At 45.3% G+C, this 22148-nt stretch carries 16 protein-coding genes, 22 tRNA genes and 2 rRNA genes (1 of these 40 cut by a window edge); 5 read left to right on the top strand and 35 right to left on the bottom strand.

Features of this window, described 5'->3' with window-relative positions:
* Positions 1-203: 203 nt before the first annotated feature.
* The 4 genes from BV455_RS05965 to BV455_RS05980 all read right to left on the bottom strand — a co-directional run bounded on the left by BV455_RS05965 (position 204) and on the right by BV455_RS05980 (position 4509).
* Complete coding sequence (locus tag BV455_RS05965) at positions 204-1031, bottom strand: aldo/keto reductase (RefSeq protein ID WP_042410905.1); 828 nt, start codon at positions 1029-1031, stop codon at positions 204-206.
* 101 nt (positions 1032-1132) lie between these two features.
* On the bottom strand, positions 1133-1747 hold the full coding sequence (gene wrbA / locus BV455_RS05970) for an NAD(P)H:quinone oxidoreductase (RefSeq protein WP_017436605.1): 615 nt from the start codon (positions 1745-1747) through the stop codon (positions 1133-1135).
* Positions 1748-2050: 303 nt separating this feature from the next.
* Positions 2051-3316, bottom strand: coding sequence for a dicarboxylate/amino acid:cation symporter (locus BV455_RS05975; RefSeq protein WP_042410907.1), 1266 nt, complete (start codon positions 3314-3316; stop codon positions 2051-2053).
* Positions 3317-3468: 152 nt separating this feature from the next.
* Positions 3469-4509: a TRAP transporter substrate-binding protein gene (locus BV455_RS05980; RefSeq protein ID WP_017436602.1), complete on the bottom strand. Its 1041-nt coding sequence runs from the start codon at positions 4507-4509 to the stop codon at positions 3469-3471.
* Between the two features lie 114 nt (positions 4510-4623).
* On the opposite strand from BV455_RS05980, the gene BV455_RS05985 reads away from it, so the two are divergent.
* Complete coding sequence (locus BV455_RS05985) at positions 4624-6201, top strand: ATP-binding protein (RefSeq protein ID WP_218688017.1); 1578 nt, start codon at positions 4624-4626, stop codon at positions 6199-6201.
* A gap of 12 nt (positions 6202-6213) precedes the next feature.
* Positions 6214-6894 (top strand): response regulator, encoded by a 681-nt coding sequence (locus BV455_RS05990; RefSeq protein ID WP_042410909.1) that lies wholly within the window; start codon positions 6214-6216, stop codon positions 6892-6894.
* Between the two features lie 20 nt (positions 6895-6914).
* Here BV455_RS05990 and BV455_RS05995 read toward each other — a convergent pair whose 3' ends face one another.
* The gene (locus tag BV455_RS05995) at positions 6915-7892 is read right to left on the bottom strand and encodes a LacI family DNA-binding transcriptional regulator (RefSeq protein ID WP_061580325.1); all 978 of its coding nucleotides are present in this window, start codon (positions 7890-7892) and stop codon (positions 6915-6917) included.
* Positions 7893-7980: 88 nt separating this feature from the next.
* On the opposite strand from BV455_RS05995, the gene BV455_RS06000 reads away from it, so the two are divergent.
* Both BV455_RS06000 and BV455_RS06005 read left to right on the top strand, forming a co-directional pair.
* Positions 7981-8148 carry a hypothetical protein gene (locus BV455_RS06000; RefSeq protein WP_169735614.1) on the top strand — a complete coding sequence of 56 codons (168 nt, stop codon included), beginning with the start codon at positions 7981-7983 and terminating at the stop codon, positions 8146-8148.
* A 178-nt stretch (positions 8149-8326) separates the two neighbouring features.
* Complete coding sequence (locus BV455_RS06005) at positions 8327-9073, top strand: hypothetical protein (RefSeq protein WP_042410913.1); 747 nt, start codon at positions 8327-8329, stop codon at positions 9071-9073.
* Positions 9074-9188: 115 nt separating this feature from the next.
* Here the strand turns inward: BV455_RS06005 and yhbH are convergent, their stop codons facing one another.
* The 5 genes from yhbH to queG form a co-directional block, all read right to left on the bottom strand.
* On the bottom strand, positions 9189-10346 hold the full coding sequence (gene yhbH / locus BV455_RS06010) for a sporulation protein YhbH (protein WP_042410914.1): 1158 nt from the start codon (positions 10344-10346) through the stop codon (positions 9189-9191).
* 242 nt (positions 10347-10588) lie between these two features.
* Positions 10589-12484 (bottom strand): PrkA family serine protein kinase, encoded by a 1896-nt coding sequence (locus tag BV455_RS06015; RefSeq protein WP_017436595.1) that lies wholly within the window; start codon positions 12482-12484, stop codon positions 10589-10591.
* A gap of 317 nt (positions 12485-12801) precedes the next feature.
* Positions 12802-13275, bottom strand: a complete 474-nt coding sequence (gene trmL / locus BV455_RS06020; RefSeq protein WP_081160310.1) for a tRNA (uridine(34)/cytosine(34)/5-carboxymethylaminomethyluridine(34)-2'-O)-methyltransferase TrmL — start codon at positions 13273-13275, stop codon at positions 12802-12804.
* Positions 13276-13300: 25 nt separating this feature from the next.
* The gene (locus tag BV455_RS06025) at positions 13301-14167 is read right to left on the bottom strand and encodes an amidase domain-containing protein (RefSeq protein ID WP_218687852.1); all 867 of its coding nucleotides are present in this window, start codon (positions 14165-14167) and stop codon (positions 13301-13303) included.
* Between the two features lie 57 nt (positions 14168-14224).
* Positions 14225-15367, bottom strand: a complete 1143-nt coding sequence (gene queG / locus BV455_RS06030) for a tRNA epoxyqueuosine(34) reductase QueG (protein ID WP_017436591.1) — start codon at positions 15365-15367, stop codon at positions 14225-14227.
* A 71-nt stretch (positions 15368-15438) separates the two neighbouring features.
* Between queG and BV455_RS06035 the strand changes: the two genes are divergently transcribed.
* Complete coding sequence (locus tag BV455_RS06035) at positions 15439-16104, top strand: B3/B4 domain-containing protein (RefSeq protein ID WP_042410917.1); 666 nt, start codon at positions 15439-15441, stop codon at positions 16102-16104.
* A 275-nt stretch (positions 16105-16379) separates the two neighbouring features.
* Here BV455_RS06035 and BV455_RS06040 read toward each other — a convergent pair.
* From BV455_RS06040 to BV455_RS06155, 25 genes are all read right to left on the bottom strand, one after another.
* Positions 16380-16451, bottom strand: a tRNA-Glu gene (locus tag BV455_RS06040).
* A gap of 8 nt (positions 16452-16459) precedes the next feature.
* A tRNA-Ser gene (locus tag BV455_RS06045) sits at positions 16460-16552 on the bottom strand.
* A gap of 3 nt (positions 16553-16555) precedes the next feature.
* Positions 16556-16630, bottom strand: a tRNA-Asn gene (locus BV455_RS06050).
* 189 nt (positions 16631-16819) lie between these two features.
* Positions 16820-16896: transfer RNA gene (locus tag BV455_RS06055), tRNA-Ile, on the bottom strand.
* Between the two features lie 4 nt (positions 16897-16900).
* Positions 16901-16971: transfer RNA gene (locus BV455_RS06060), tRNA-Gly, on the bottom strand.
* A 6-nt stretch (positions 16972-16977) separates the two neighbouring features.
* A tRNA-His gene (locus BV455_RS06065) sits at positions 16978-17053 on the bottom strand.
* A 12-nt stretch (positions 17054-17065) separates the two neighbouring features.
* A tRNA-Thr gene (locus tag BV455_RS06070) sits at positions 17066-17141 on the bottom strand.
* A gap of 191 nt (positions 17142-17332) precedes the next feature.
* A tRNA-Asp gene (locus BV455_RS06075) sits at positions 17333-17408 on the bottom strand.
* Between the two features lie 8 nt (positions 17409-17416).
* A tRNA-Met gene (locus BV455_RS06080) sits at positions 17417-17490 on the bottom strand.
* 30 nt (positions 17491-17520) lie between these two features.
* A tRNA-Ser gene (locus BV455_RS06085) sits at positions 17521-17613 on the bottom strand.
* A gap of 15 nt (positions 17614-17628) precedes the next feature.
* Positions 17629-17705 (bottom strand) — tRNA-Ile (locus BV455_RS06090).
* Positions 17706-17712: 7 nt separating this feature from the next.
* Positions 17713-17786 (bottom strand) — tRNA-Met (locus tag BV455_RS06095).
* Positions 17787-17812: 26 nt separating this feature from the next.
* A tRNA-Ala gene (locus BV455_RS06100) sits at positions 17813-17888 on the bottom strand.
* 12 nt (positions 17889-17900) lie between these two features.
* Positions 17901-17974, bottom strand: a tRNA-Pro gene (locus BV455_RS06105).
* Positions 17975-17977: 3 nt separating this feature from the next.
* Positions 17978-18054, bottom strand: a tRNA-Arg gene (locus BV455_RS06110).
* 3 nt (positions 18055-18057) lie between these two features.
* Positions 18058-18143, bottom strand: a tRNA-Leu gene (locus BV455_RS06115).
* A 6-nt stretch (positions 18144-18149) separates the two neighbouring features.
* Positions 18150-18224 (bottom strand) — tRNA-Gly (locus BV455_RS06120).
* Positions 18225-18237: 13 nt separating this feature from the next.
* Positions 18238-18319, bottom strand: a tRNA-Leu gene (locus BV455_RS06125).
* A gap of 4 nt (positions 18320-18323) precedes the next feature.
* Positions 18324-18399, bottom strand: a tRNA-Lys gene (locus BV455_RS06130).
* Positions 18400-18555: 156 nt separating this feature from the next.
* Positions 18556-18628 (bottom strand) — tRNA-Thr (locus BV455_RS06135).
* 154 nt (positions 18629-18782) lie between these two features.
* Positions 18783-18858 (bottom strand) — tRNA-Phe (locus BV455_RS06140).
* A 254-nt stretch (positions 18859-19112) separates the two neighbouring features.
* Positions 19113-19188, bottom strand: a tRNA-Val gene (locus BV455_RS06145).
* Between the two features lie 11 nt (positions 19189-19199).
* Positions 19200-19316 (bottom strand): 5S ribosomal RNA (rrf, locus tag BV455_RS06150).
* A 43-nt stretch (positions 19317-19359) separates the two neighbouring features.
* Positions 19360-19491: a hypothetical protein gene (locus BV455_RS20660; RefSeq protein ID WP_280638366.1), complete on the bottom strand. Its 132-nt coding sequence runs from the start codon at positions 19489-19491 to the stop codon at positions 19360-19362.
* Between the two features lie 59 nt (positions 19492-19550).
* Positions 19551-22148, bottom strand: a 23S ribosomal RNA gene (locus BV455_RS06155); it runs 331 nt beyond the window's last position.

Here is a 22148-nt window from a genome sequence, read left to right on the forward strand (position 1 = left end):
GAAATGTGTATACTAATATTTATTGTACTTTATGGTTATTTCATACGTCAAATCATACAATTTGTCATTACGTGGACGACCATCCTTTTGCCGAAAGAAAGCAATGGTCTTCGTTGGATACAAAAAAGCGAAATCACAAATGCAAACTTTATTTTGGCAAAAAGGGGCCCTTCCCGACGGAAAGGCCCCTTTATTTTATGCCATCAAAAGTTGAAATTATCTGGATCTGGCCCAATTCGTTTATTTAAATTAAGCGCATCAATTTTTGCCATTTCTTCCGGCGTTAGTTCAAAATCAAAAATATCGGCGTTTTCTTTAATACGCGCCGGGGTTACGGATTTTGGAATCGTGACGACTTCGTTTTGCAAATCCCAGCGCAGCACGACTTGAGCAGGCGTTTTTCCGTACTTTTTGCCAATTTCAACAATCGTCGGCTCCTGTAAAATTTCCCCTCTCATCAGCGGCGACCATGCTTCAAGCTGAATGTCATGCTGCTTGCAAAATGCATGGAGCTCTTTTTGCGTCAACCGCGGATGATATTCCACTTGGTTGACCATCGGTTTAATTTCGCAATCGGCCATTAAGTCTTCTAAATGATGGATTTGGAAGTTGCTGACGCCGATCGCCCGCACAAGACCGTCTTTATACAGCTTTTCCAACGCCTTATACGTTTCTTTATACTTCCCTTTGACCGGCCAGTGTACTAAATATAAGTCAACATAGTCAAGACCTAACTTTTTCAGGCTTGTTTCGAACGCTTTCAACGTTGTTTCGTATCCTTGATCAGAGTTCCACACTTTTGTTGTAATAAATATTTCTTCACGCGGAATTCCTGATTCACGAACCGCTTTTCCTACCCCTTCTTCGTTTTGATAAAACGCTGCTGTATCTACATGGCGGTAGCCGATTTCCAACGCAGTACGCACCGCGTTGATTACTTCCTCTCCCTCTTTTACTTTATAGACTCCAAGTCCAAGCCACGGCATTTGCACCCCATTATGTAATGTCACCCGATCTTGTAAATGTTTCATATTTTCTCTCCTTTTCTAAAATTTTTCCACTTTTATTATGTTGGCGCAAAGAGAAAAAAGCAAAGCATATGCATAAAAAAGATGAGGAAAAGCCTCATCTTTTATTGTTGCATTCCGTTTTTCACCCATTGTGCGACTTGAACGGTACGGCGCGCTTGGTGTTTCACGGCTGCCTCTGCATTTTCCACTATTTTTCCATTTTGATCCACCGTTACACTCGTTCCGTACGGATTTCCTCCTGCGGCAAAAATAGATGGATCCGTATATCCAGGCGCTACGACAATGGCACCCCAATGGTACATGGTTGTATATAGTTGCAAAATGGTTTGTTCTTGACCGCCATGTGCGTTTCCTGCAGATGCCATGGCGCTAACCACTTTATTAGCAAGCTTTCCTTGCGCCCATAATCCGCCAGTTGTATCTAAAAATTGCTTTAATTGGGAAGGTATATTGCCAAAGCGAGTCGGCACGCTGAAAATAATGGCATCCGCCCATTCTAAATCCGCTAACGTAGCGGTCGGAACGTCCTTCGTTGCCTCTGCATGCGCTTTCCATGCCGGATTCGATTCAATTGCTTCTTTTGGCGCAAGTTCAGGAACTTTGACTACTTTTACTTCCGCCCCTGCTTCTTTTGCTGCTTCTTCCGCCCATCTTGCTAATTGGTAGTTCGTACCTGTAGAGCTGTAATAAATGATCGCCAATTTTACATTTGCCATGATTCTTCTCTCCTTTGCACAAATTTTTCCATGTTCATTTTGACAGTATTCCCAGAACTCCCCAAATGGTAATTTGTCCGATTTTTTTCTTTCATTCATTACTTCCTTTAAGGCTGCCAAAATATTTAATTCTTAAATCTCGAATTCAAGATTTATTATATAAAACATTGGCTTTCATTGTCAACAAAAAAATGCTTTCCTGCCATTTGGCGGGAAAAACCCCCCGCCTTCTATTCCCCGCTATGACATGGCAGCGGAGAAAATAATACGCCGGCAGAAAAGCATCTTCCCTACTCGTCTATTTTAGTTCGCAATACTGATATTCGTTTTTTCTACATTTTGCTCTGCAGAAGGATGAAATTCATTTTCCATTTTGGAAACAACAACCGTTGCTACTGCATTACCAATGATGTTCGTAATGGCGCGCGCCTCCGACATAAAACGGTCAACGCCAAGCAACAAAGCGATGCCTTCTACTGGAATCATTGGGAAGGCGGCCAGCGTGGCAGCCAGTGTAATAAATCCTGAACCCGTTACTCCCGCTGCTCCTTTGGAAGTGAGCATTAAAATGCCGAGTAACGTAAGCTCTTGCCAAATGCTTAAATCAATGCCGTAGGCTTGCGCAATAAACATAGCTGCCATCGAAAGGTAAATAGACGTTCCATCCAAGTTAAATGAATATCCCGTCGGCACAACAAGCCCGACAACCGATTTGGAGCATCCATATTTTTCAAGGCGTTCCATCAACTTTGGCAGCGCCGATTCTGAAGAAGAAGTGCCAAGCACAAGCAAAATTTCTTCTTTGATATAAGCAATAAATTTAAAAATATTAAATCCATAAAACTTAGCGATCGCACCTAACACACCAAAAATAAACAATGCCATCGTAATATATACAGAAGCCATTAATTTTCCTAGCGACAATAATGAACCGATTCCAAACGTGCCAATCGTATACGCCATCGCACCAAACGCAGCAATTGGCGATACTTTCATGACCATATTCACAACACCGAAGAAAATGTCCGCCAAACGTTCAAATAATGTAATAACCGGCTTTGCTTTTTCTCCTAACCCTGCCGCAGCAAGTCCAAATAACACGGCAAAGAATAAAATCGGCAGCAATTCGCCTTTCGCAAGCGCCCCAACAACATTATCTGGAATAATGCTAAGTAAAAACTCAATGACACCGTGATTTACTTCTTCTGCCTGTTTCGTATATTGCGACACATCGCCGCCTTTTACGGCATCAGTATTAAACCCTACCCCTGGTTTGACCAAATTAACGACAATAATTCCGATTGCTAAGGCAAATGTAGTAACAATTTCAAAGTAAATAAGCGCTTTTCCTCCGATGCGGCCAACTTTTTTCAAATCCCCCATGTTTCCGATTCCAATCACAACCGTGAAAAAAATAATCGGTGCAATCACCATTTTGATTAACTTAATAAATGCATCGGCAAGCACTTTCAATTTCGAGCCAAATTCAGGAAATAAAAAACCAACGATAATTCCTAATATAATTCCAATAATTACTTGCACGGTTAAGCTTTTAAACTTGCTCCGCATTTCTCCCCTCTCCTTTCGTCGTCCTGATAACGCTTTCAATCACCATGTTACCGCAATGTTCAGAAAATAAAAATATTATGTTAATAATGGTCTTTTTGTTCTTTTTGGTCTTGCAAAGAAAAAACGGCCTTATTTTAAGGCCGCTTTCTGTTTTATCTTTGTTTGATTTCGCGCAGCAGTTTGTCGCCAAACTCTTTTGCAAACTGGTCATACAAAGGCGCAAATTTCTGTTCCCATCGCTTTTTTTCTTCTTCAGATAGTTCATAAATATGAATATTTTCGTTTTGCTTTATTTCTTCTAATTCCTGTTCATTTTGATTTTTCGATTGCTGTAAATTCCACATGGTTGTTTCCTGAATCGCTTCCGTTATTTTTTGCTGGATATCTCTCGGCAAACTCTCCCAAAACGATTTGTTCATCATCACCGCATAGCCAAGATATCCGTGGTTGCTGATCGTTATATATGGCTGAAATTTGTAAAAGCCTTTCGAGTAAATATTAGAAATCGTATTTTCCTGTCCATCAAATTCATGCTTTTCTAAGGAACGATATACATGATCAAACGAAACGACAATCGGTTCGCCGCCCAGCAAGCGAAATTGCTCTTCAATCACTTCGCTTGGCATAATACGAAAGCGCAATCCGCGAAAATCATCAGGGCGGACCAGCAAACGAGTTGTGCTCGTCATTTGTTTAAAACCGTTGCTCCACAAAGCCAATCCCTTAATTCCTTTTGAATCTAACATCGCTAAAAGCTGTTTGCCTACACTTCCTGTAAACGTCCGCTCCACATCGTGGTAGTCTTGAAATAGATAGGGCAAATCTAATACTTGCCATTCAGGAATTAATTCCGTCACTTTGGAAAACGTCGGCGCAATCATTTGCACGTCACCACGCAATAGTGCATCCATTTCCTCGCCATCGGAATATAAAGAACCGTTCGAAAATACTTCTACTTTTACACGGCCATTTGTTTTTTTTTCGACAAGATCGGCAAACTTTTGCGCCGCCAATCCTTTTGGCGTATTTTCCGCTACTACATGGCTAAAATAGATAACAATTTGCTTTTTTAGCCCTTGTTGCTCATCATCATATACCATATTTTCATTGCGAAAATGCTGTTTTAGTAAAAACGCTGCACATCCTAAACAAATAAGCAAAACAAGAGATAACACCCACCATTGCTTTTTCATGTTCCACACCATTTATGAATAAGTTTTTTAATCAAATTTTATCATATTGTCGAAAAATGCTAAAATAATCAACAAAATTATATTATTTTCCATGAAGACGAGGTATTCGTTGTGATGCATCGGCTATCCATTCGCTGGAAAATCACCATCTTAATTTTTTTTATCGTTAGCTTCTCCTTATTGTTAAGCGGAATGTTTGTCATCGGCGACTTTTTTCACACAAAAGAAGAGGAATTGCGGCAGCGGGCATTGTTGACGGCACGGACGGTATCCGAGCTTCCTGAAATCAAATCACATATTGTCGGAACCCAAAAAGAACGATCTTCCATCAACATCATTGTCGAACGTGTTCGCATTATTCATAACGCCGACTATGTTGTTGTTCTTGACATGAATAAAATTCGCCTTTCCCATCCGGTCCCATCCATGATTGGGAGTGTTTCCCGCGGCGCCGATGAAGGTCCGGCCTTTGCGGAACATACTTACACGTCGAAAGCGCGCGGCGAAATTGGCACTGTCATTCGCGCATTCGTTCCAATTATGAACCAAGACCACCAACAAATCGGCGTCGTTATCGCGGCATATCGATTGCCAACTTTTTTCGAAGTGATCGATGCTTTAAAAGAAGAAATTTTGATTGCCATAAGTCTTTCTATACTCATCGGCGGAATCGGGGCTTGGCTGCTTGCTTCCCATATTAAACGGCAAATGTTTCAGCTTGAGCCTCATGAAATTGCCAAACTGCTTGTCGAACGTACCGAAGCCTTTAACGCGATGCACGAAGGGGTCATTGCGATTGACAGTGATGAAAAAATCACTATTTTTAATAACCGGGCAAAACAGATGCTCGGCGTTAAAGGGGATGTGATCGGCAAACCGATTCGTTCTGTTATTCCTGACACGCACCTGCCGGAAATATTAGAAATTAACCAGCCTATTTATAATAAAGAATTGCAGATAGGAAACTTGACGATTTGGAGCAATCGCATTCCGATTAAAGTCAATGGCAAAATCGTCGGTGCCATCGCTATTTTCCAAGATCGCACAGAGATAAAGAAGCTGGCCGAAGAGCTGACAGGTGTTAAAGCTTTCGTCAGCGCTTTGCGTGTGCAAAATCATGAATATATGAATAAACTTCATACGATCGCCGGATTAATTCAATTAGGACACCAAGAAAAAGCGCTTGAATACGTCTTTCAAGTGACGGAAGAACAAGAAGGGTTAACCCGTTTTTTAAGCAAACATATTAAAGACGAAAGCATTTCCGGTCTGCTTCTGAGTAAAGTCCGTCGCGGCAAAGAGCTGGGCATTCATGTGATTATCGACCGTCATAGTCGTCTGCATGCTTTTCCGCCTGCATTGGACCATCATGATTTCGTCGTCATTCTTGGAAATTTGATTGAAAACGCTTTTGACTCCTTTCAAGGCATTACGGATCGGGAAAAAGAAATATATGTAAGCATCGAGCAAAATGAGGAAATTTGTTCTCTCTCGGTGGAAGACAACGGCCAAGGCATTGATCCGGAGCATCTCGACCGCATTTTCGAGGAGGGGTTCTCCACCAAAGGCAAAAATGGACGAGGCATCGGTTTGTACTTAGTCAAGCACATTGTGGAAAAAGGAAAAGGGCATATGGATGTAAAGTCGGAAAAAGGAAAAGGAACAATATTTACGATTACTTTTGACATGTAAGGAGGAAGAAGATTGTACCGCGTACTGCTCATTGAAGACGATCCGATGGTACAGGAGGTGAACCGCCAGTTCATCGAACAAGTAGAAGGATTTACAGTAATCGGCGTTGCCGGAAACGGGATCGAAGGAATACAACTGATCCGCGAACTTCATCCCGATTTAGCCATTATCGATATTTATATGCCCGAGCAGGACGGCTTGGAAACATTAAAAGAAATTCGCTCAAAAGGGTATGAAGTCGATGTCATCGCCATCACCGCAGCAAGCGACATCGATACCGTACGCCGTGTACTGCAAAACGGCGCGTTTGATTACATTATGAAACCCTTTAAATTTGAACGCCTTAAACAGGCTCTCGAAAATTACCATGCATTTCGCCAAACGTTAGCCGAAAAAGAAACGCTAACACAAAAAGAACTAGATGCTCTTTTGCAAACGCCGGAACAGCAAACATTGTCGCATGACGGGCTACCAAAAGGATTAAACGAAGTGACATTGCAAAAAATCGTACATTATCTCCGGAAACAGGCAAGCCCCGTTTCTGCCGAAGAAGTTGCCGAAGGGGTCGGCATCGCCCGGGTAACTGCCCGCCGCTATTTAGAATACTTAGAAAAGAAAGGGGAAGTCACTCTCGACGTTCAATACGGCGGAATCGGGCGCCCGGTAAACCGGTACATGATGAAACACATATAAGAAAAACAGCTGCCATGTTCTTATACCGATGAGCGTTCCATGAAACGAACAGGCAGTTTTTCCTTTTTCTTCACGATATTCCCCGTTTCGATGTAATGATAGATAAGACGAAAGGCCTTCGTTCCCATCAGCGCAAGCGGCAGCTCCATCGTCGTAATTTGCAGCGGTTCTGAAATCGGGTGATTATCGAAACTGACAATCGCAAGATCGTCAGGGATCTTCACCCCTTCTTTTCTCCCCCACAACACGATGCCCGCCGCCACTTGATCGCTCGATACAAGCAGCGCGCTCGGCTTTTCGGACAGATCCATCCATTGATGGATCACCCGCTTTCCGTCTTCGACGTATAAACAATGGTCAAAAATCCACTCTTTTCGCGGTTCAACACCAATTTGCCGCAGCGTGTCATAATAGGCCGTTTCCCGCGCTTTGCTATTTGTCCCTGTCGTTCTTCCGATGCAATAACCAATGTGCCGATGCCCTTTCCGAATTAAATAGCGCAACGCCTTAGCAAACGCTTCATAATGGTCAATATAGACAGATAAAAAATCTTTATCTCCAACATCCTCGCATAACACGATTGGCCCATTTTCCTTGTACGCCTCGATTACGTCCCAGCCCGCCACATGCGAACAAATAATAAGTCCGTCGACTTGTTTCATTCGTATCATTTCCAATGCTTCTAATTCCTTTTCCACATCGTAATTCGTTTGAAATAGCAAAAGGTGGTACCGGTGACGAAGCGCCTCTTTTGATATCCCTTCCAATATGGCGCCGAAATATGGGTGATTCACGTAGGGAAGCATGACCCCGATAATCGACGTTTTTCCTTTTGCTAAATGAACTGCATTAATGTTTTTCGTGTAATTTAATTTTTCTACCGCTTCCCATACTGCATTTCTTTTCTCTTCTCGCACGTAAGGATAGCCGTTTAGCACCCTTGACACCGTTGCCACGGAGACCCCTGCTTCTTTGGCGATTTCACGGATATTTGCCATCGTATCACCTTTTTTCAAAAAACTATTGCATTGAAACGCGTTTCATACATTATTGTATCCTCAAACAACATAAAGGAGGAATAAATCGATGATAAGCGGAATATTGTTGATTTTGTTTCTATGTGCGGTTGAATGGATTGGAGCTTATATAGCTTTAGAAGCCAATCCCCAAGCAAAGCGGGAAGATTATCATAAAAACGACCGTTCATGCAACGGTAGAACTTCGCAAAAAACGATTGACAGACGTATGAAATAAAAGAAGTGATGTTGGGAGATCATGACTTTTCAAAAATTATTTCTTGCCACAAACATGTTCTCCCTTTACGCTGCTAATCGTCCAGTAACTATTGTAACAAAAACATTTATCATCGAAACATTTCTCCTTCATGTTTCAACTGATATAATAAAGTGTATAAACTTAAGGAGGAATGGTGATGCAATTAGCTTGGAAGCCATTGATAACTGCCATCATGGTCATCGCTCTGGTTTCAGGGTGCGGAACGAAAGAAACAAACGGAGGAAAACAACCGAATTCTTCTAATAACGACACAAACCAAACGGAAACGACGCAATCGGATCATACAGGGCAATCAGAGGCATCGCAACCTTCGAGCGGCGTCTCAGAAAACGGCACCACTAGCGCAGAAGAAAACAACCAACAAGAAACGCGTCCTTCCGAAATTCAATTACCTTATATGGCCGATGGAAAAGAAGTGAAAGAAACTGCTTCTTTAAAAACAAGCGACAACCAAGGTTTTTCCTTATATGTACTAAAAGGCTGGAATCTTGATGCCGAAGAGCCTCATTCCGATGTGTTGCTGCACGATAACAGCTTCGTCAGAATCCGCCTCCTTCATGTGGAAGGAAACGGAACAGATTATGGGAAACTAGCTGAAGAACACGCACAAGCAGTGTCTTCCGACGCTGTTCGCCAGGACAGCACAAATCTTCCAGAATCATTGAAAGGAGCCGCTTGGTATACCGCACACTCGGAAAACATGACGGTTCATGTCATCGGTACAAGCAGCCCTGTTCCTATGCTGGTGATAATTCAAACGCCAAAAGATAAGGAAGAGCTTGCTCCTATTTTAGCAATGATTGAAACGATACGAAAAACGGATTCGGCAAAGCTGGACAAAGAAGCGGCAGACCCGAATGAATCTGTCAGCTCCTCCAATTAGAATACTTTCTTCATCATCTATCCATTTGAAGAAGAAAATTGGTCCTGTTTCTGCACGCAAACGGGACCTTTTCTTATGTCAGCAAACAAAAAAAAACCCTATTTGAAACAAAGGGTTATACGTATGCCTTATTTTCTTCTTTCCGAAAAAATGTTTTCATCGCATGAAACACATCAGACTTTTGTTTTAAAATGTAATAACGGAACTTTTCATCTTTAATATTTTTGTAAGCGGACATCAGTGTAGAATGGCGATTGTATTGATTGACTTCTCCATATCCAAACATGTTCGACACTTTCATTAGTTCTTGAACAAGCTTCACGCAGCGAGCATTGTCCGATGTCAAGTTATCGCCGTCAGAGAAGTGGAACGGATAAATATTATAGCGCGATGGTGAATATTGCGTTTCAATCAGCTCCAACGCTTTTCGATAGGCAGAGGAACAAATCGTGCCGCCGCTTTCCCCTTTGGTGAAAAATTCATCTTCGGAAACTACTTTTGCCTCCGTATGATGAGCAATAAAGGCGATTTCCACCGTTTCATATTTTGTACGTAAAAAACGTGTCATCCAAAAGAAGAAGCTGCGAGCCATATATTTTTCCCATAATCCCATAGAACCGCTCGTATCCATCATGGCCAGTACCACGGCTTTTGACTCTGGCTTGACTACTTCATTCCACGTTCTAAATCTTAAATCTTCGCGATAAATCGGATAAAAACTTGGATTTCCATTCATCGCATTTCTCTTAAATGCGGCGAGCATCGTTCGTTTTTTGTCAATATTCCCCGTTAAACCAGTACGGCGAATATCATTAAATTCGATATGTTGCACAACATTTTGGTCTGCTTCTTTTCTTTGCAAATTCGGCAGCTCCAATTGGCTGAATAGTGCTTCTTCCAATTCCATCAACGATACTTCTGCTTCATAATAGTCTTGGCCAGGCAAGTCACCGGCTCCTTGCCCTTTTCCAGGTCCCTGTCCCTCCCCAGCTCCTTCTCTTGCCACCACATCGCCAACTTGGCTGTCTCCATCCCCTTGGCCGACATGTTTATTTTTCTCATAGTTATAACGAATTTTATATTCATCTAAAGAACGGATCGGAATTTTAATCACATCGCGTCCGTTTGACATAATAATGCTTTCTTCGGTAATTAAATCCGGCAAATTATTTTTAATCGCTTCCTTTACTTTTTCCTGGTGACGTTTTTGGTCGTCATGTCCTTTCCGATGGAGGGACCAGTCTTCTTTCGATATAACAAAGTTTCCTTTCATTTTTCCCCTCCTCATCTAAAATAATTTTCACACTTTTTTCTTTTCAGCATATACTTATGTTGGCGTCAAAAAACATATTTATATAAATGACAGTTTGTTTACTCTATCCTATGCAAAAAATCAAAATAATTGACAAATTATTACGAGAGTTACAAACTCAATTTTAAGTGGACAAGCCTGATTTCTTCTGCGTTTGTGCCCAAATGAGGAGTAAAAAAGCATGCCTAACGGCTTTAGGCATGCTAGCGGTTTAATAGGCTGCCGACATAGCGGAGCAGTTCATTGGCAGACGTGGAATTATAACCGTATTCGTCAATCAAGCGTGCCACAACCTCATTAATTTTCTTTAACTGCTGCTCATCCGGAGTTTTGGTGGAAGTGGTGATTTTTACAATGTCTTTTAAATCAGCAAATAATTTCTTCTGAATCGCCTCCCGCAGCCGCTCATGTGAATTGTAATCAAATTTTTGTCCTTTCCGTGCATAGGCGGAAATACGAATCAAAATTTCTTCTCGGAATGCCTTTTTTGCATTTTCCGAAATGCCGATTTGCTCTTCAATGGAACGCATCAGCTTTTCATCTGGATTCATTTCCTCGCCTGTCAGTGGGTCGCGCAGCTTCGTTTTATTGCAATATGCCTCTACGTTATCCAAGTAATTGTCCATCAATGTTTTCGCTGATTCTTCATACGAATAGACGAATGCTTTTTGCACTTCTTGCTTCGCGATTTCGTCATATTCCTTTCGCGCAAGGGAAATAAAGTTCAAATACCGCTCTTTATCTTCTTTGGAAATAGATGGATGCTGATCAAGCCCTTCTTTTAACGAACGCAGTACATCGAGCGCATTAATCGATGGAACTTCCTTGCGAATAATGCACGCGGAAATCCGGTTAATAACGTAGCGTGGGTCGATGCCGCTCATTCCTTCATCCGGGTGTTCCTTTTTCAACTCCTCGACATCGACCTCATTAAAGCCTTCGATCATTTCCCCGTCATACAGGCGCATTTTCTTGATAAGATCCACATCTGGCCGTTTCGATTCTTTTAATCTTGTCAAAATCGTAAACATAGCGGCAATTCGCAGCGTATGCGGGGCAATATGCACATCGGCGACATCGCTTTCGCGAATCATTTTTTCATAAATGCGTTCTTCTTCCGAAACGCGCAAGTTATACGGAATCGGCATGACAATAATCCGCGAATGAAGCGCTTCATTCTTTTTATTGGCGATAAACGAGCGGTATTCCGTTTCGTTCGTATGGGCGACAATTAATTCGTCAGCGCTTATTAACGCAAACCGTCCTGCTTTGAAATTGCCTTCCTGCGTTAAAGAAAGCAAGTGCCAGAGAAACTTTTCATCACATTTTAGCATTTCTTGGAATTCCATAATTCCGCGATTCGCTTTATTTAGCTCTCCGTCAAATCGGTAAGCCCTTGGATCTGATTCTGAACCGTATTCAGCAATGGTGGAAAAATCGATGCTTCCTGTAAGATCCGCAATATCCTGCGATTTCGGATCCGACGGGCTGAACGTCCCAATGCCGACGCGTTTATTTTCCGAGAAGAAAATTCTCTCCACCATTACATCTTCAATGCGCCCGCCATATTCTTTTTCCAATCGCATCATGTTCAGCGGCGAAAGTTCTCCTTCAATGCGGATGCCATATTCCTTATAAAAATCGTCACGTAAATGATGGGGAATTAAATGAAGCGGATCCTCATGCATCGGGCAGCCTTTAATCGCATACACGGCGCCCCGTTCTGTCTTCGAATATTCTTCTAGCCCCCGTTTTAGCAATGTAACAAGCGTTGATTTTCCGCCGCCAACAGGTCCCATTAACAACAAAATCCGTTTGCGTACATCGAGACGTTTTGCCGCTGGGTGGAAATATTCTTCCACCAGGCGTTCAAGCGCTTCTTCTAATCCAAACAAGTGATCACTAAAAAACTTATACCGTTTTCTTCCGTTTACCTCCTCTACTCCTGCATCTTTAATCATATTATAAACACGTGAATGTGCGGACTGAGCAACCCACGGTTTTTCTTTCAAAATCTCTAAATACTCCGCAAACGTTCCTTCCCATCTTAACCGTTCTTCTTCTTCACGATATTGTGCAATTTTCTTTAAAATATCCATAAAGGACCTCCTTATCCTTGATGTCTAACAGCAAGATTATTACAATGTATGCAAGGATGTCCTGTATCATTCGTTGCAAAAAAAATTTTGTCTCATTGTTCCAACCGCTCCTCCATTCACAAGGCTTGTCATATTCGCTATAATGAAGGAGACAGAGCCATCATTTCGTAAAGGAGGAATCGCGATGCGTACATTGCTTGTATTAGGCGTGATCATCGCTTTTTTAAGCGCGATCTTTACAGCTGGTTATGAAGATAAACCGGGCGTGAAAAATTAATGCCAAAAAAACGACCTCCTTTTCAGAAGGTCGTTTTTTATTAAGATAAACCATTAAATTTTTGCTGTCGCAGCGCTTCATACACCAAAATCGCCGCCGTATTCGATAAATTTAAGGAGCGGACTTTGTCGTTCATTGGGATGCGCAGGCAACGATCCATATTTGCCTCGAGCAAATCTTTCGGCAATCCCGTTGTTTCCCGGCCAAACACAAAAAAAAGGTCTTTTTCGGTATCGCTAAAATCAAAGGAATCATAATATTTTTTGCCAAACTTCGTGATAAAGTAAAACTCTCCGTACGGGTACTGCTCAAATAACTCGTCTAGCGAGTCATAATAAGAAATATTGACATACGGCCAGTAGTCCAGCCCCGCGCGCTTTAACATTTTATCATCTGTAGAAAAGCCAAGTGGACGAATTAAATGGAGCGCCGTATCGGTCGCCGCGCAAGTGCGGGCGATGTTTCCTGTATTTGCTGGAATTTCTGGTTGGTACAATACGACATGTAATGGCATAATTGCTTCACCCCAAACGATAGCATTATTTTCGGTCGATAATATGAAAAAACTTATAACGGATATTCGGCGTGTACGCACTAGAATCTTCGTACGACCAGTAACGCATGCGGCTGTTGGTAGTATGCGCGTTTACGAGCGGCATCCCATCTTTATCCTTTGCCACGACGATCGTCGAATGGTCAAAACGGCCGTTCCCTTGAAAATCATAACAAATAACATCCCCAGCCATCAATTGTTCTGGCGATGATACTTCCACAGTCTGCAATCCAACGCGCGATCCGCTTAAATACCAGCGGAACGAATGTGCCACCGCCCAGCTATAGCTCCAACTGTTGTTTTTGCACCACCATCCTTTAGCGCGGTTCGGATATCCGGTCATCGGCGCTCCGCCGGCATATAAACATTGTGATACAAAATTAGTGCAATCGACATCAAACTTCGGAAACGCCGGATTATAGCTGTTCCACCATATTTCCGCATAACGCACCGCCTTTGCCCGATTATATTCATAGGAAATTCGCTCATCGACTGGCATCTCGCGTTCTAAACGCGGGGAATCCATTTCCCCATCCGTTTTGCCTACCTTTTCATCTTTTACTAACTCTCCATCCAAAAAATACGCCTGTCTTTCCTCTATTTGCTCCTCGACGTACATCTCACGGCCATGCTTGATCAAAAACTGATAATGAGCGCAATAAGAAAGCCTTGCTTCGTTTTCCATTACATGCTTGCCTACAACTTGGCAATGGATCGTGCAACGAACTATTTCCGCCCCGCGTTTTTCGCACAGCCGTCTTTTTCTCTCTACCGCTTCCTCCATCATATCGTCCCTGGTAGAAACAAATAGTTGCGCCTGCGTTTTCAGCAAATGTTGCAGTTGCTTTTTCACGTCGCTCCCCACTTTCTTTTTTGTTACTACCTTATGTGGCAAAGAGCGAAACTTTCCCTATTCTTTCGATGCTTGCAACAATTGCAGGCCTTTTTCTATTTCAGCAAGAACTTCCGGGTCTTTTTCTGTTTGGCTCGCTTTTTGTAAATCCGTAATTACACTTGTATCACCGATTTTTCCGAGCGCCCATGCCGCTGTACCGCGAATGACTGGACGGCTGTCTTCTTTTAATAACTTTAACAAATGAGGGATCGCTGTTTTATCCTTATAGTGTGCCAAAGCTAAAATGGCGTTGCGCTGAATCGGTTTTTTCCCGCGCCACGATCCCGCCACCGGGCCGAATTTCTCTTTAAATTCGCGGTTGCTGATATGCAAAAGCGGAATCAGTTTTGGCTTTGCCACTTCCGGATCTGGTTCCATCTCTGGGTGTAAGTGAAAATCTTTCCCCTTATTTTCTGGACAAACCATTTGGCACGTATCACAGCCATATAAGCGGTTCCCGATTTTATCGCGAAACTCATCGGCTAAAAAGCCTTTCGTTTGTGTCAACAATGAGATACATCGCTGCGCATTTAACTGTCCACCTTGCACAAGCGCTCCTGTTGGGCAGGCATCAATACACTTCGTGCACGTACCACAGCGGCTCTCAATCGGTTCATCGGGAGGAAATGGAATATTGGTAATCATCTCTCCTAAATAAACAAAAGAGCCAAACTCAGGAGTAATAATGGAGCAGTTTTTACCACTCCAGCCGATTCCTGCGCGCTCGGCAACAGCACGGTCCGCCAGCTCCCCAGTATCTACCATCGATTTGACACGGGCTTGCGGCACTTTTTCCAAAATAAACGCTTCTAATTTCTCCAGGCGCTCGCGCAAAATATCGTGATAGTCCTTGCCCCATGACGCTCGGCAGAAAATCCCTCTTCGTTCCGTTTTCGTACCGCGGGGAGCGTTTCTCATTTTCGACGGGTATGCTAAAGCAATCGCAATGATCGATTTTGCTTCCGGCAAAAGCAGGGAAGGGGTTGTTCTCTTTTCAATATCCGGTTCTTCAAACCCCGATTGATATCCTAACTCCTGCTGCCGACGTAATCGCTCCTTTAGCTCCACAAACGGATCCGCGCTGGCAAAGCCAATTTTATCAATTCCGATTGTTTTGCTATATTCAATAATTTCCTGTTTAAGTGCCATCACATCCATCGCAATCCCTCTTTTCCTCAAATTTCGCAATATATGTTACAATGAAAGAAAAAATCCGAGGTGAGAAATACATGGAAGCGATTGTTGCCGACGCTCTTAAACAAATGATCCCTTCATTTAAATTAGGAATTATCCTTTATCATCATATCGTTGTCGACGATTCTCCGCAAATGCTAAAAGGAAGACTCCAATTATTTCAAGAATCGATTTACTTTGACCTTCAGGAAACTGCCATTGCCGATATTCCTGAACTGGCAGAATGGCGCAAAATCTTTAAAACCATAGGAACAGATCCAAGCAGATACCGCCCTTCCTCTGAGAGTTTGTACCGGCGGATTCAGAAGAAAAGTTTTATCTCAACGATTCATTCCGCAGCTGACGTCAATAATTTCTTTTCACTGTATTATAAAATTCCAATCGGTATTTATGATCTCGATAAACTGGAGGAACCGATTACGATTGATATCGGAACCGAACAAGACGAATATATGGCAATCAACGGGCGTACCGTTAATTTTGCCCAAAAGCTTGTGTCGAAAGATATGCATGGACCTTTCGGCAGTCCAATTGTCGATTCCAAGCGAACTGCTGTCACCAAAGAAACCAAAAACGCCATACAAATTGTCTATTTACTGCCTTCCATGCAACGAGAACAGTGTGAAAAAATATTGGAATCAATGAAAAACATGTTTTTCCAAATTCATGGAGGAGAGGCAGCGTTTCAATTATTAACATAAAAAATAAAAACGCAATGCCTCGTTCTTCCTAGAAACGAAACACTGCGTTGTCCCCATAACCGTTATTGACAATGAAGCGAGTAATGATAATAAATCCCATTGCGTACAGCTTATGCTTTTTTTCTTGCCAAATGGAACTAACAGTATTAATTATAGCAGACAATATATGATATTGCAACGATAAAACGCAAAATTCGACAAATTTCGTTTTTCTCTGTTATCAATATTTTTTGTGCATAAAAGAAGAAAAGCACCAGTTATTCCGGTGCTCTTGATGACCCGTACGGGATTCGAACCCGTGTTACCGCCGTGAAAGGGCGGTGTCTTAACCACTTGACCAACGGGCCATATTCAATGGCGGAGAAGGCGGGATTTGAACCCGCGCGCCGCAAAACTGCGACCTAACGGTTTAGCAAACCGTCCCCTTCAGCCACTTGGGTACTTCTCCGTATGGCTCCGCAAGTAGGATTCGAACCTACGACCTACCGGTTAACAGCCGGTTGCTCTACCGCTGAGCTATTGCGGAACAATAAAACCTAATAAAAAGCCGTCTTTCGGTATGCTTACTGCCTCTTCCTCTACCAGCCGTCTCAGGAAGCTAGATGCGTTGAAGCAATTTGAAATGGATTTATTGATGTATTCCTCGTCGAGAAACAATTGCAAGATAAAGTCAGTCTAATTATAGTTTAACTCATGATAAGATAAAATGCAATAATGGTGGGCCTAAGTGGACTTGAACCACCGACCTCACGCTTATCAGGCGTGCGCTCTAACCAGCTGAGCTATAGGCCCAAGAAGCGGGTGATGGGAATCGAACCCACGACATCAGCTTGGAAGGCTGAGGTTTTACCACTAAACTACACCCGCATAGCATGGGGCGACTAGTGGGAATCGAACCCACGCATGCCAGAGCCACAATCTGGTGCGTTAACCACTTCGCCATAGTCGCCACAATCTAGTCTGGTGCCGGCTGCAGGACTTGAACCCGCAACCTACTGATTACAAGTCAGTTGCTCTACCAATTGAGCTAAGCCGGCACGAGAAGTATGACATACATGATTAGTTTTTGTGTCCCTTCCTCTTCTAGCCCATTCAATGATGTTGGATGCGTCGGGACAACTCGAAGCAAATTCACAGAAGCTTAGGCTCGTCTCTACCAATTGAGCTAAACCACCGACATAGGGAATTTGTCTATACTTCAATTATTTCGTTGCTTAATTTTTAGGAATGGCGGTCCCGACGGGACTCGAACCCGCGATCTCCTGCGTGACAGGCAGGCATGTTAACCACTACACTACGGGACCTATACAGATTGCGGGGGCAGGATTTGAACCTGCGACCTTCGGGTTATGAGCCCGACGAGCTACCGGACTGCTCCACCCCGCGACGATAAAAAGGAATAATTGACAAACTCTATGGCGGAGGAGGAGGGATTCGAACCCCCGCGCGCCTTGCGGCGCCTCTCGGTTTTCAAGACCGACCCCTTCAGCCAGACTTGGGTACTCCTCCAGCAAATTGAAAATATGGTGGACCTTGTAGGACTCGAACCTACGACCGGACGGTTATGAGCCGTCTGCTCTAACCAGCTGAGCTAAAGGTCCATTACAATGGCGGCGGAGGGGATCGAACCCCCGACCTCACGGGTATGAACCGTACGCTCTAGCCAGCTGAGCTACGCCGCCATGAATTACAAATCATTTAAACCAGATGGTGGAGCCTATCGGGATCGAACCGATGACCTCCTGCGTGCAAAGCAGGCGCTCTCCCAGCTGAGCTAAGGCCCCATATGACCAAAATCGGGAAGACAGGATTCGAACCTGCGACCCCATGGTCCCAAACCATGTGCTCTACCAAGCTGAGCTACTTCCCGCTATGGCGCGCTCGAGAGGATTCGAACCCCTAACCTTCTGATCCGTAGTCAGATGCTCTATCCAATTGAGCTACGAGCGCACGTGCCGAGGGCCGGACTCGAACCGGCACGGTAGTTACCTACCCCAGGATTTTAAGTCCTGTGCGTCTGCCAATTCCGCCACCCCGGCGAATGGTGGAGCGGAAGACGGGGTTCGAACCCGCGACCCCCACCTTGGCAAGGTGGTGTTCTACCACTGAACTACTTCCGCGTACACTTATGCATGCGGGTGGAGGGACTTGAACCCCCACGCCGTGAGGCGCCAGATCCTAAGTCTGGTGCGTCTGCCAATTCCGCCACACCCGCAAGGTGGTGAGCCATGGAGGACTCGAACCTCCGACCCTCTGATTAAAAGTCAGATGCTCTACCTACTGAGCTAATGGCTCGTGCGATGAATCAAAACACTCCGTATTTTCGTTGTCCCTTCCTCTTCTAGCTTATTCAATGATGTTAGATGCGTCGAGGCAACTTTGGAGCGAATTCATGGATGTTTAGCTCGTCGCTTCCCTGCTGAGTTAATGGGTCGCGCATTGTTGTAGCAGTGCCGGCTGCAGGACTTGAACCCGCAACCTACTGATTACAAGTCAGTTGCTCTACCAATTGAGCTAAGCCGGCATAAGCAGTTGACATATACTCTTAGTTTTTTGTATCCCTTCCCCTGCCAGTTTATTCATAGAAGTGGATGCGTCGGGACAACTCGAAGCAAATTCACAGAAGCTTAGGCTCGTCTCTACCAATTGAGATAAGCCGGCACATGAGAAGAAGTAGGTGGTGGCTCGGGACGGAATCGAACCGCCGACACAAGGATTTTCAGTCCTTTGCTCTACCGACTGAGCTACCGAGCCCTAATTTTACAATTTCAACATATAAATAGGAATTCTTCTGCCTCTTCCTCTACCAGCAACTTCGGAGATGCTGGATGCGTCGAGGCAACTCGGAGCGAATCCATCGATGCTTATGCTTGTCTCTACCGACTGAGCTACCGAGCCGAATCAGTTATATAAACAAATTTATGTAAACCTTGCTGTATTTCCTATGGCAGATGATTCATGGATATTCAATATGTCGAGGCATCGCTTGATGTTTCTATATACAACCGTGGTGGAGGATGACGGGATCGAACCGCCGACCCCTTGCTTGTAAGGCAAGTGCTCTCCCAGCTGAGCTAATCCTCCCTTATAAACTTGCCTAGCGACGACCTACTCTTGCAGGGGCGCTGGCCCCAACTACCATCGGCGCTGGAGAGCTTAACTTCCGTGTTCGGGATGGGAACGGGTGTTTCCTCTCCGCTATAGTCACTAGGCAAGTAATGGACAAGTTTTATTATAATGGAACTATACTCATTGTCAAGAGGTTTTCATTCCTTCAAAACTAGATAACCGTCTGCTTGGAAGAAGCCAAGCGCCTCCGCTTTTCGCGCTGTCTAGCTCCGGCTCGCCGCCGCTCGGGGTCAAATAACCTTTGCCTTCGGGATGCAAGCATCCCTCCAGGCGAAGAACATTTGCCCTTCGCGGCGAACCGCTCGCCTCCGCTTTTCGTGGTTAAGTCCTCGATCGATTAGTATCCGTCAGCTCCACGTGTCGCCACGCTTCCACCTCGGACCTATCGACCTCGTCATCTTCGAGGGATCTTACTCGCTTGACGCGATGGGAAATCTCATCTTGAGGGGGGCTTCACGCTTAGATGCTTTCAGCGCTTATCCCTTCCGCACATAGCTACCCAGCGGTGCCCCTGGCGGGACAACTGGTACACCAGCGGTGCGTCCATCCCGGTCCTCTCGTACTAAGGACAGCTCCTCTCAAATTTCCTGCGCCCGCGACGGATAGGGACCGAACTGTCTCACGACGTTCTGAACCCAGCTCGCGTACCGCTTTAATGGGCGAACAGCCCAACCCTTGGGACCGACTACAGCCCCAGGATGCGATGAGCCGACATCGAGGTGCCAAACCTCCCCGTCGATGTGGACTCTTGGGGAGATCAGCCTGTTATCCCCGGGGTAGCTTTTATCCGTTGAGCGATGACCCTTCCATACGGAACCACCGGATCACTAAGCCCGACTTTCGTCCCTGCTCGACCTGTCCGTCTCGCAGTCAAGCTCCCTTGTGCCTTTGCACTCTCCGAATGATTTCCAACCATTCTGAGGGAACCTTTGGGCGCCTCCGTTACCTTTTGGGAGGCGACCGCCCCAGTCAAACTGCCCACCTGACACTGTCTCCCACCCCGATAAGGGGTGCGGGTTAGAATTTCAATACCGCCAGGGTGGTATCCCACCGGCGCCTCCACCGAAGCTGGCGCTCCGGCTTCCCAGGCTCCCACCTATCCTGTACAAGCGATACCAAAATTCCATATCAGGCTGCAGTAAAGCTCCACGGGGTCTTTCCGTCCTGTCGCGGGTAACCTGCATCTTCACAGGTAGTATGATTTCACCGGGTCTCTCGTTGAGACAGTGCCCAAGTCGTTACACCTTTCGTGCGGGTCGGAACTTACCCGACAAGGAATTTCGCTACCTTAGGACCGTTATAGTTACGGCCGCCGTTTACTGGGGCTTCGGTTCGCACCTTCGCTTTCGCTAAGCGCTCCCCTTAACCTTCCAGCACCGGGCAGGTGTCAGCCCCTATACTTCGCCTTTCGGCTTCGCAGAGACCTGTGTTTTTGATAAACAGTCGCTTGGGCCTTTTCACTGCGGCTCCCTCGGGCTCATCACCCAAGAGAGCACCCCTTCTCCCGAAGTTACGGGGTCATTTTGCCGAGTTCCTTAACGAGAGTTCTCCCGCGCACCTTAGGATTCTCTCCTCGCCTACCTGTGTCGGTTTGCGGTACGGGCACCTCTCACCTCGCTAGAGGCTTTTCTTGGCAGTGTAGGATCGGGGACTTCGGGACCGATGGTCCCTTCGCCATCACGGCTCAGCCTTTGCGCCAGACGGATTTGCCTATCTGGCAGCCTAACCGCTTGGACAGGCTATTCCAGCAGCCTGCTCGCCCTACCTTCCTGCGTCCCCCCATCGCTCAAACGGTGAGGAGGTGGTACAGGAATCTCTACCTGTTGCCCATCACCTACGCCTTTCGGCCTCGGCTTAGGTCCCGACTAACCCTGAGCGGACGAACCTTCCTCAGGAACCCTTAGGCTTTCGGTGCAGAGGATTCTCACCTCTGTTTTCGCTACTCACACCGGCATTCTCACTTCTAAGCGCTCCACGAGTCCTTCCGGTCTCGCTTCGGTGCACTTAGAACGCTCCCCTACCGATGACCAACGGTCATCCCACAGCTTCGGTGGCACGTTTAGCCCCGGTACATTTTCGGCGCAGAGTCACTCGACCAGTGAGCTATTACGCACTCTTTAAATGATGGCTGCTTCTAAGCCAACATCCTGGTTGTCTGGGCAACTCCACATCCTTTTCCACTTAACGTGCACTTTGGGACCTTAGCTGGTGATCTGGGCTGTTTCCCTCTCGACCACGGATCTTATCACTCGTAGTCTGACTCCCAAGGATAAGTCGTTGGCATTCGGAGTTTGACTGAGTTCGGTAACCCGATGAGGGCCCTAGCTCAATCAGTGCTCTACCTCCAAGACTCTTCCCTTGAGGCTAGCCCTAAAGCTATTTCGGGGAGAACCAGCTATCTCCAGGTTCGATTGGCATTTCACCCCTACCCACACCTCATCCCCGCACTTTTCAACGTGCGTGGGTTCGGGCCTCCAGTAGGTGTTACCCTACCTTCACCCTGGACATGGGTAGATCACCTGGTTTCGGGTCTACGACGACGTACTATACGCCCTATTCAGACTCGCTTTCGCTGCGGCTCCGTCTTTTCGACTTAACCTCGCACGCCATCGTAACTCGCCGGTTCATTCTACAAAAGGCACGCCATCACCCATTAACGGGCTCTGACTACTTGTAGGCACACGGTTTCAGGTTCTCTTTCACTCCCCTTCCGGGGTGCTTTTCACCTTTCCCTCACGGTACTGGTTCACTATCGGTCACTAGGGAGTATTTAGCCTTGGGAGATGGTCCTCCCTGCTTCCGACGGGATTCCCCGTGTCCCGCCGTACTCAGGAGCCACTCGGGAGGGAACGAAGTTTCGACTACAGGGCTGTCACCTTCTCTGGCGGGCCTTTCCAGACCGCTTCGTCTACCCC

The organism is Parageobacillus caldoxylosilyticus (genome assembly GCF_019272935.1).
Lineage (GTDB): Bacteria > Bacillota > Bacilli > Bacillales > Anoxybacillaceae > Saccharococcus > Saccharococcus caldoxylosilyticus.

Coding starts and splice junctions, on each gene's coding strand:
- BV455_RS05965 (WP_042410905.1), bottom strand. CDS start 1,031: ATGAAACATTTACAAGATCGGGTGACATTACATAATGGGGTGCAAATG.
- wrbA (WP_017436605.1), bottom strand. CDS start 1,747: ATGGCAAATGTAAAATTGGCGATCATTTATTACAGCTCTACAGGTACG.
- BV455_RS05975 (WP_042410907.1), bottom strand. CDS start 3,316: ATGCGGAGCAAGTTTAAAAGCTTAACCGTGCAAGTAATTATTGGAATT.
- BV455_RS05980 (WP_017436602.1), bottom strand. CDS start 4,509: ATGAAAAAGCAATGGTGGGTGTTATCTCTTGTTTTGCTTATTTGTTTA.
- BV455_RS05985 (WP_218688017.1), top strand. CDS start 4,624: ATGCATCGGCTATCCATTCGCTGGAAAATCACCATCTTAATTTTTTTT.
- BV455_RS05995 (WP_061580325.1), bottom strand. CDS start 7,892: ATGGCAAATATCCGTGAAATCGCCAAAGAAGCAGGGGTCTCCGTGGCA.
- BV455_RS06000 (WP_169735614.1), top strand. CDS start 7,981: ATGATAAGCGGAATATTGTTGATTTTGTTTCTATGTGCGGTTGAATGG.
- BV455_RS06005 (WP_042410913.1), top strand. CDS start 8,327: ATGCAATTAGCTTGGAAGCCATTGATAACTGCCATCATGGTCATCGCT.
- yhbH (WP_042410914.1), bottom strand. CDS start 10,346: ATGAAAGGAAACTTTGTTATATCGAAAGAAGACTGGTCCCTCCATCGG.
- BV455_RS06015 (WP_017436595.1), bottom strand. CDS start 12,484: ATGGATATTTTAAAGAAAATTGCACAATATCGTGAAGAAGAAGAACGG.
- trmL (WP_081160310.1), bottom strand. CDS start 13,275: ATGCCATTACATGTCGTATTGTACCAACCAGAAATTCCAGCAAATACA.
- queG (WP_017436591.1), bottom strand. CDS start 15,367: ATGGATGTGATGGCACTTAAACAGGAAATTATTGAATATAGCAAAACA.
- BV455_RS06035 (WP_042410917.1), top strand. CDS start 15,439: ATGGAAGCGATTGTTGCCGACGCTCTTAAACAAATGATCCCTTCATTT.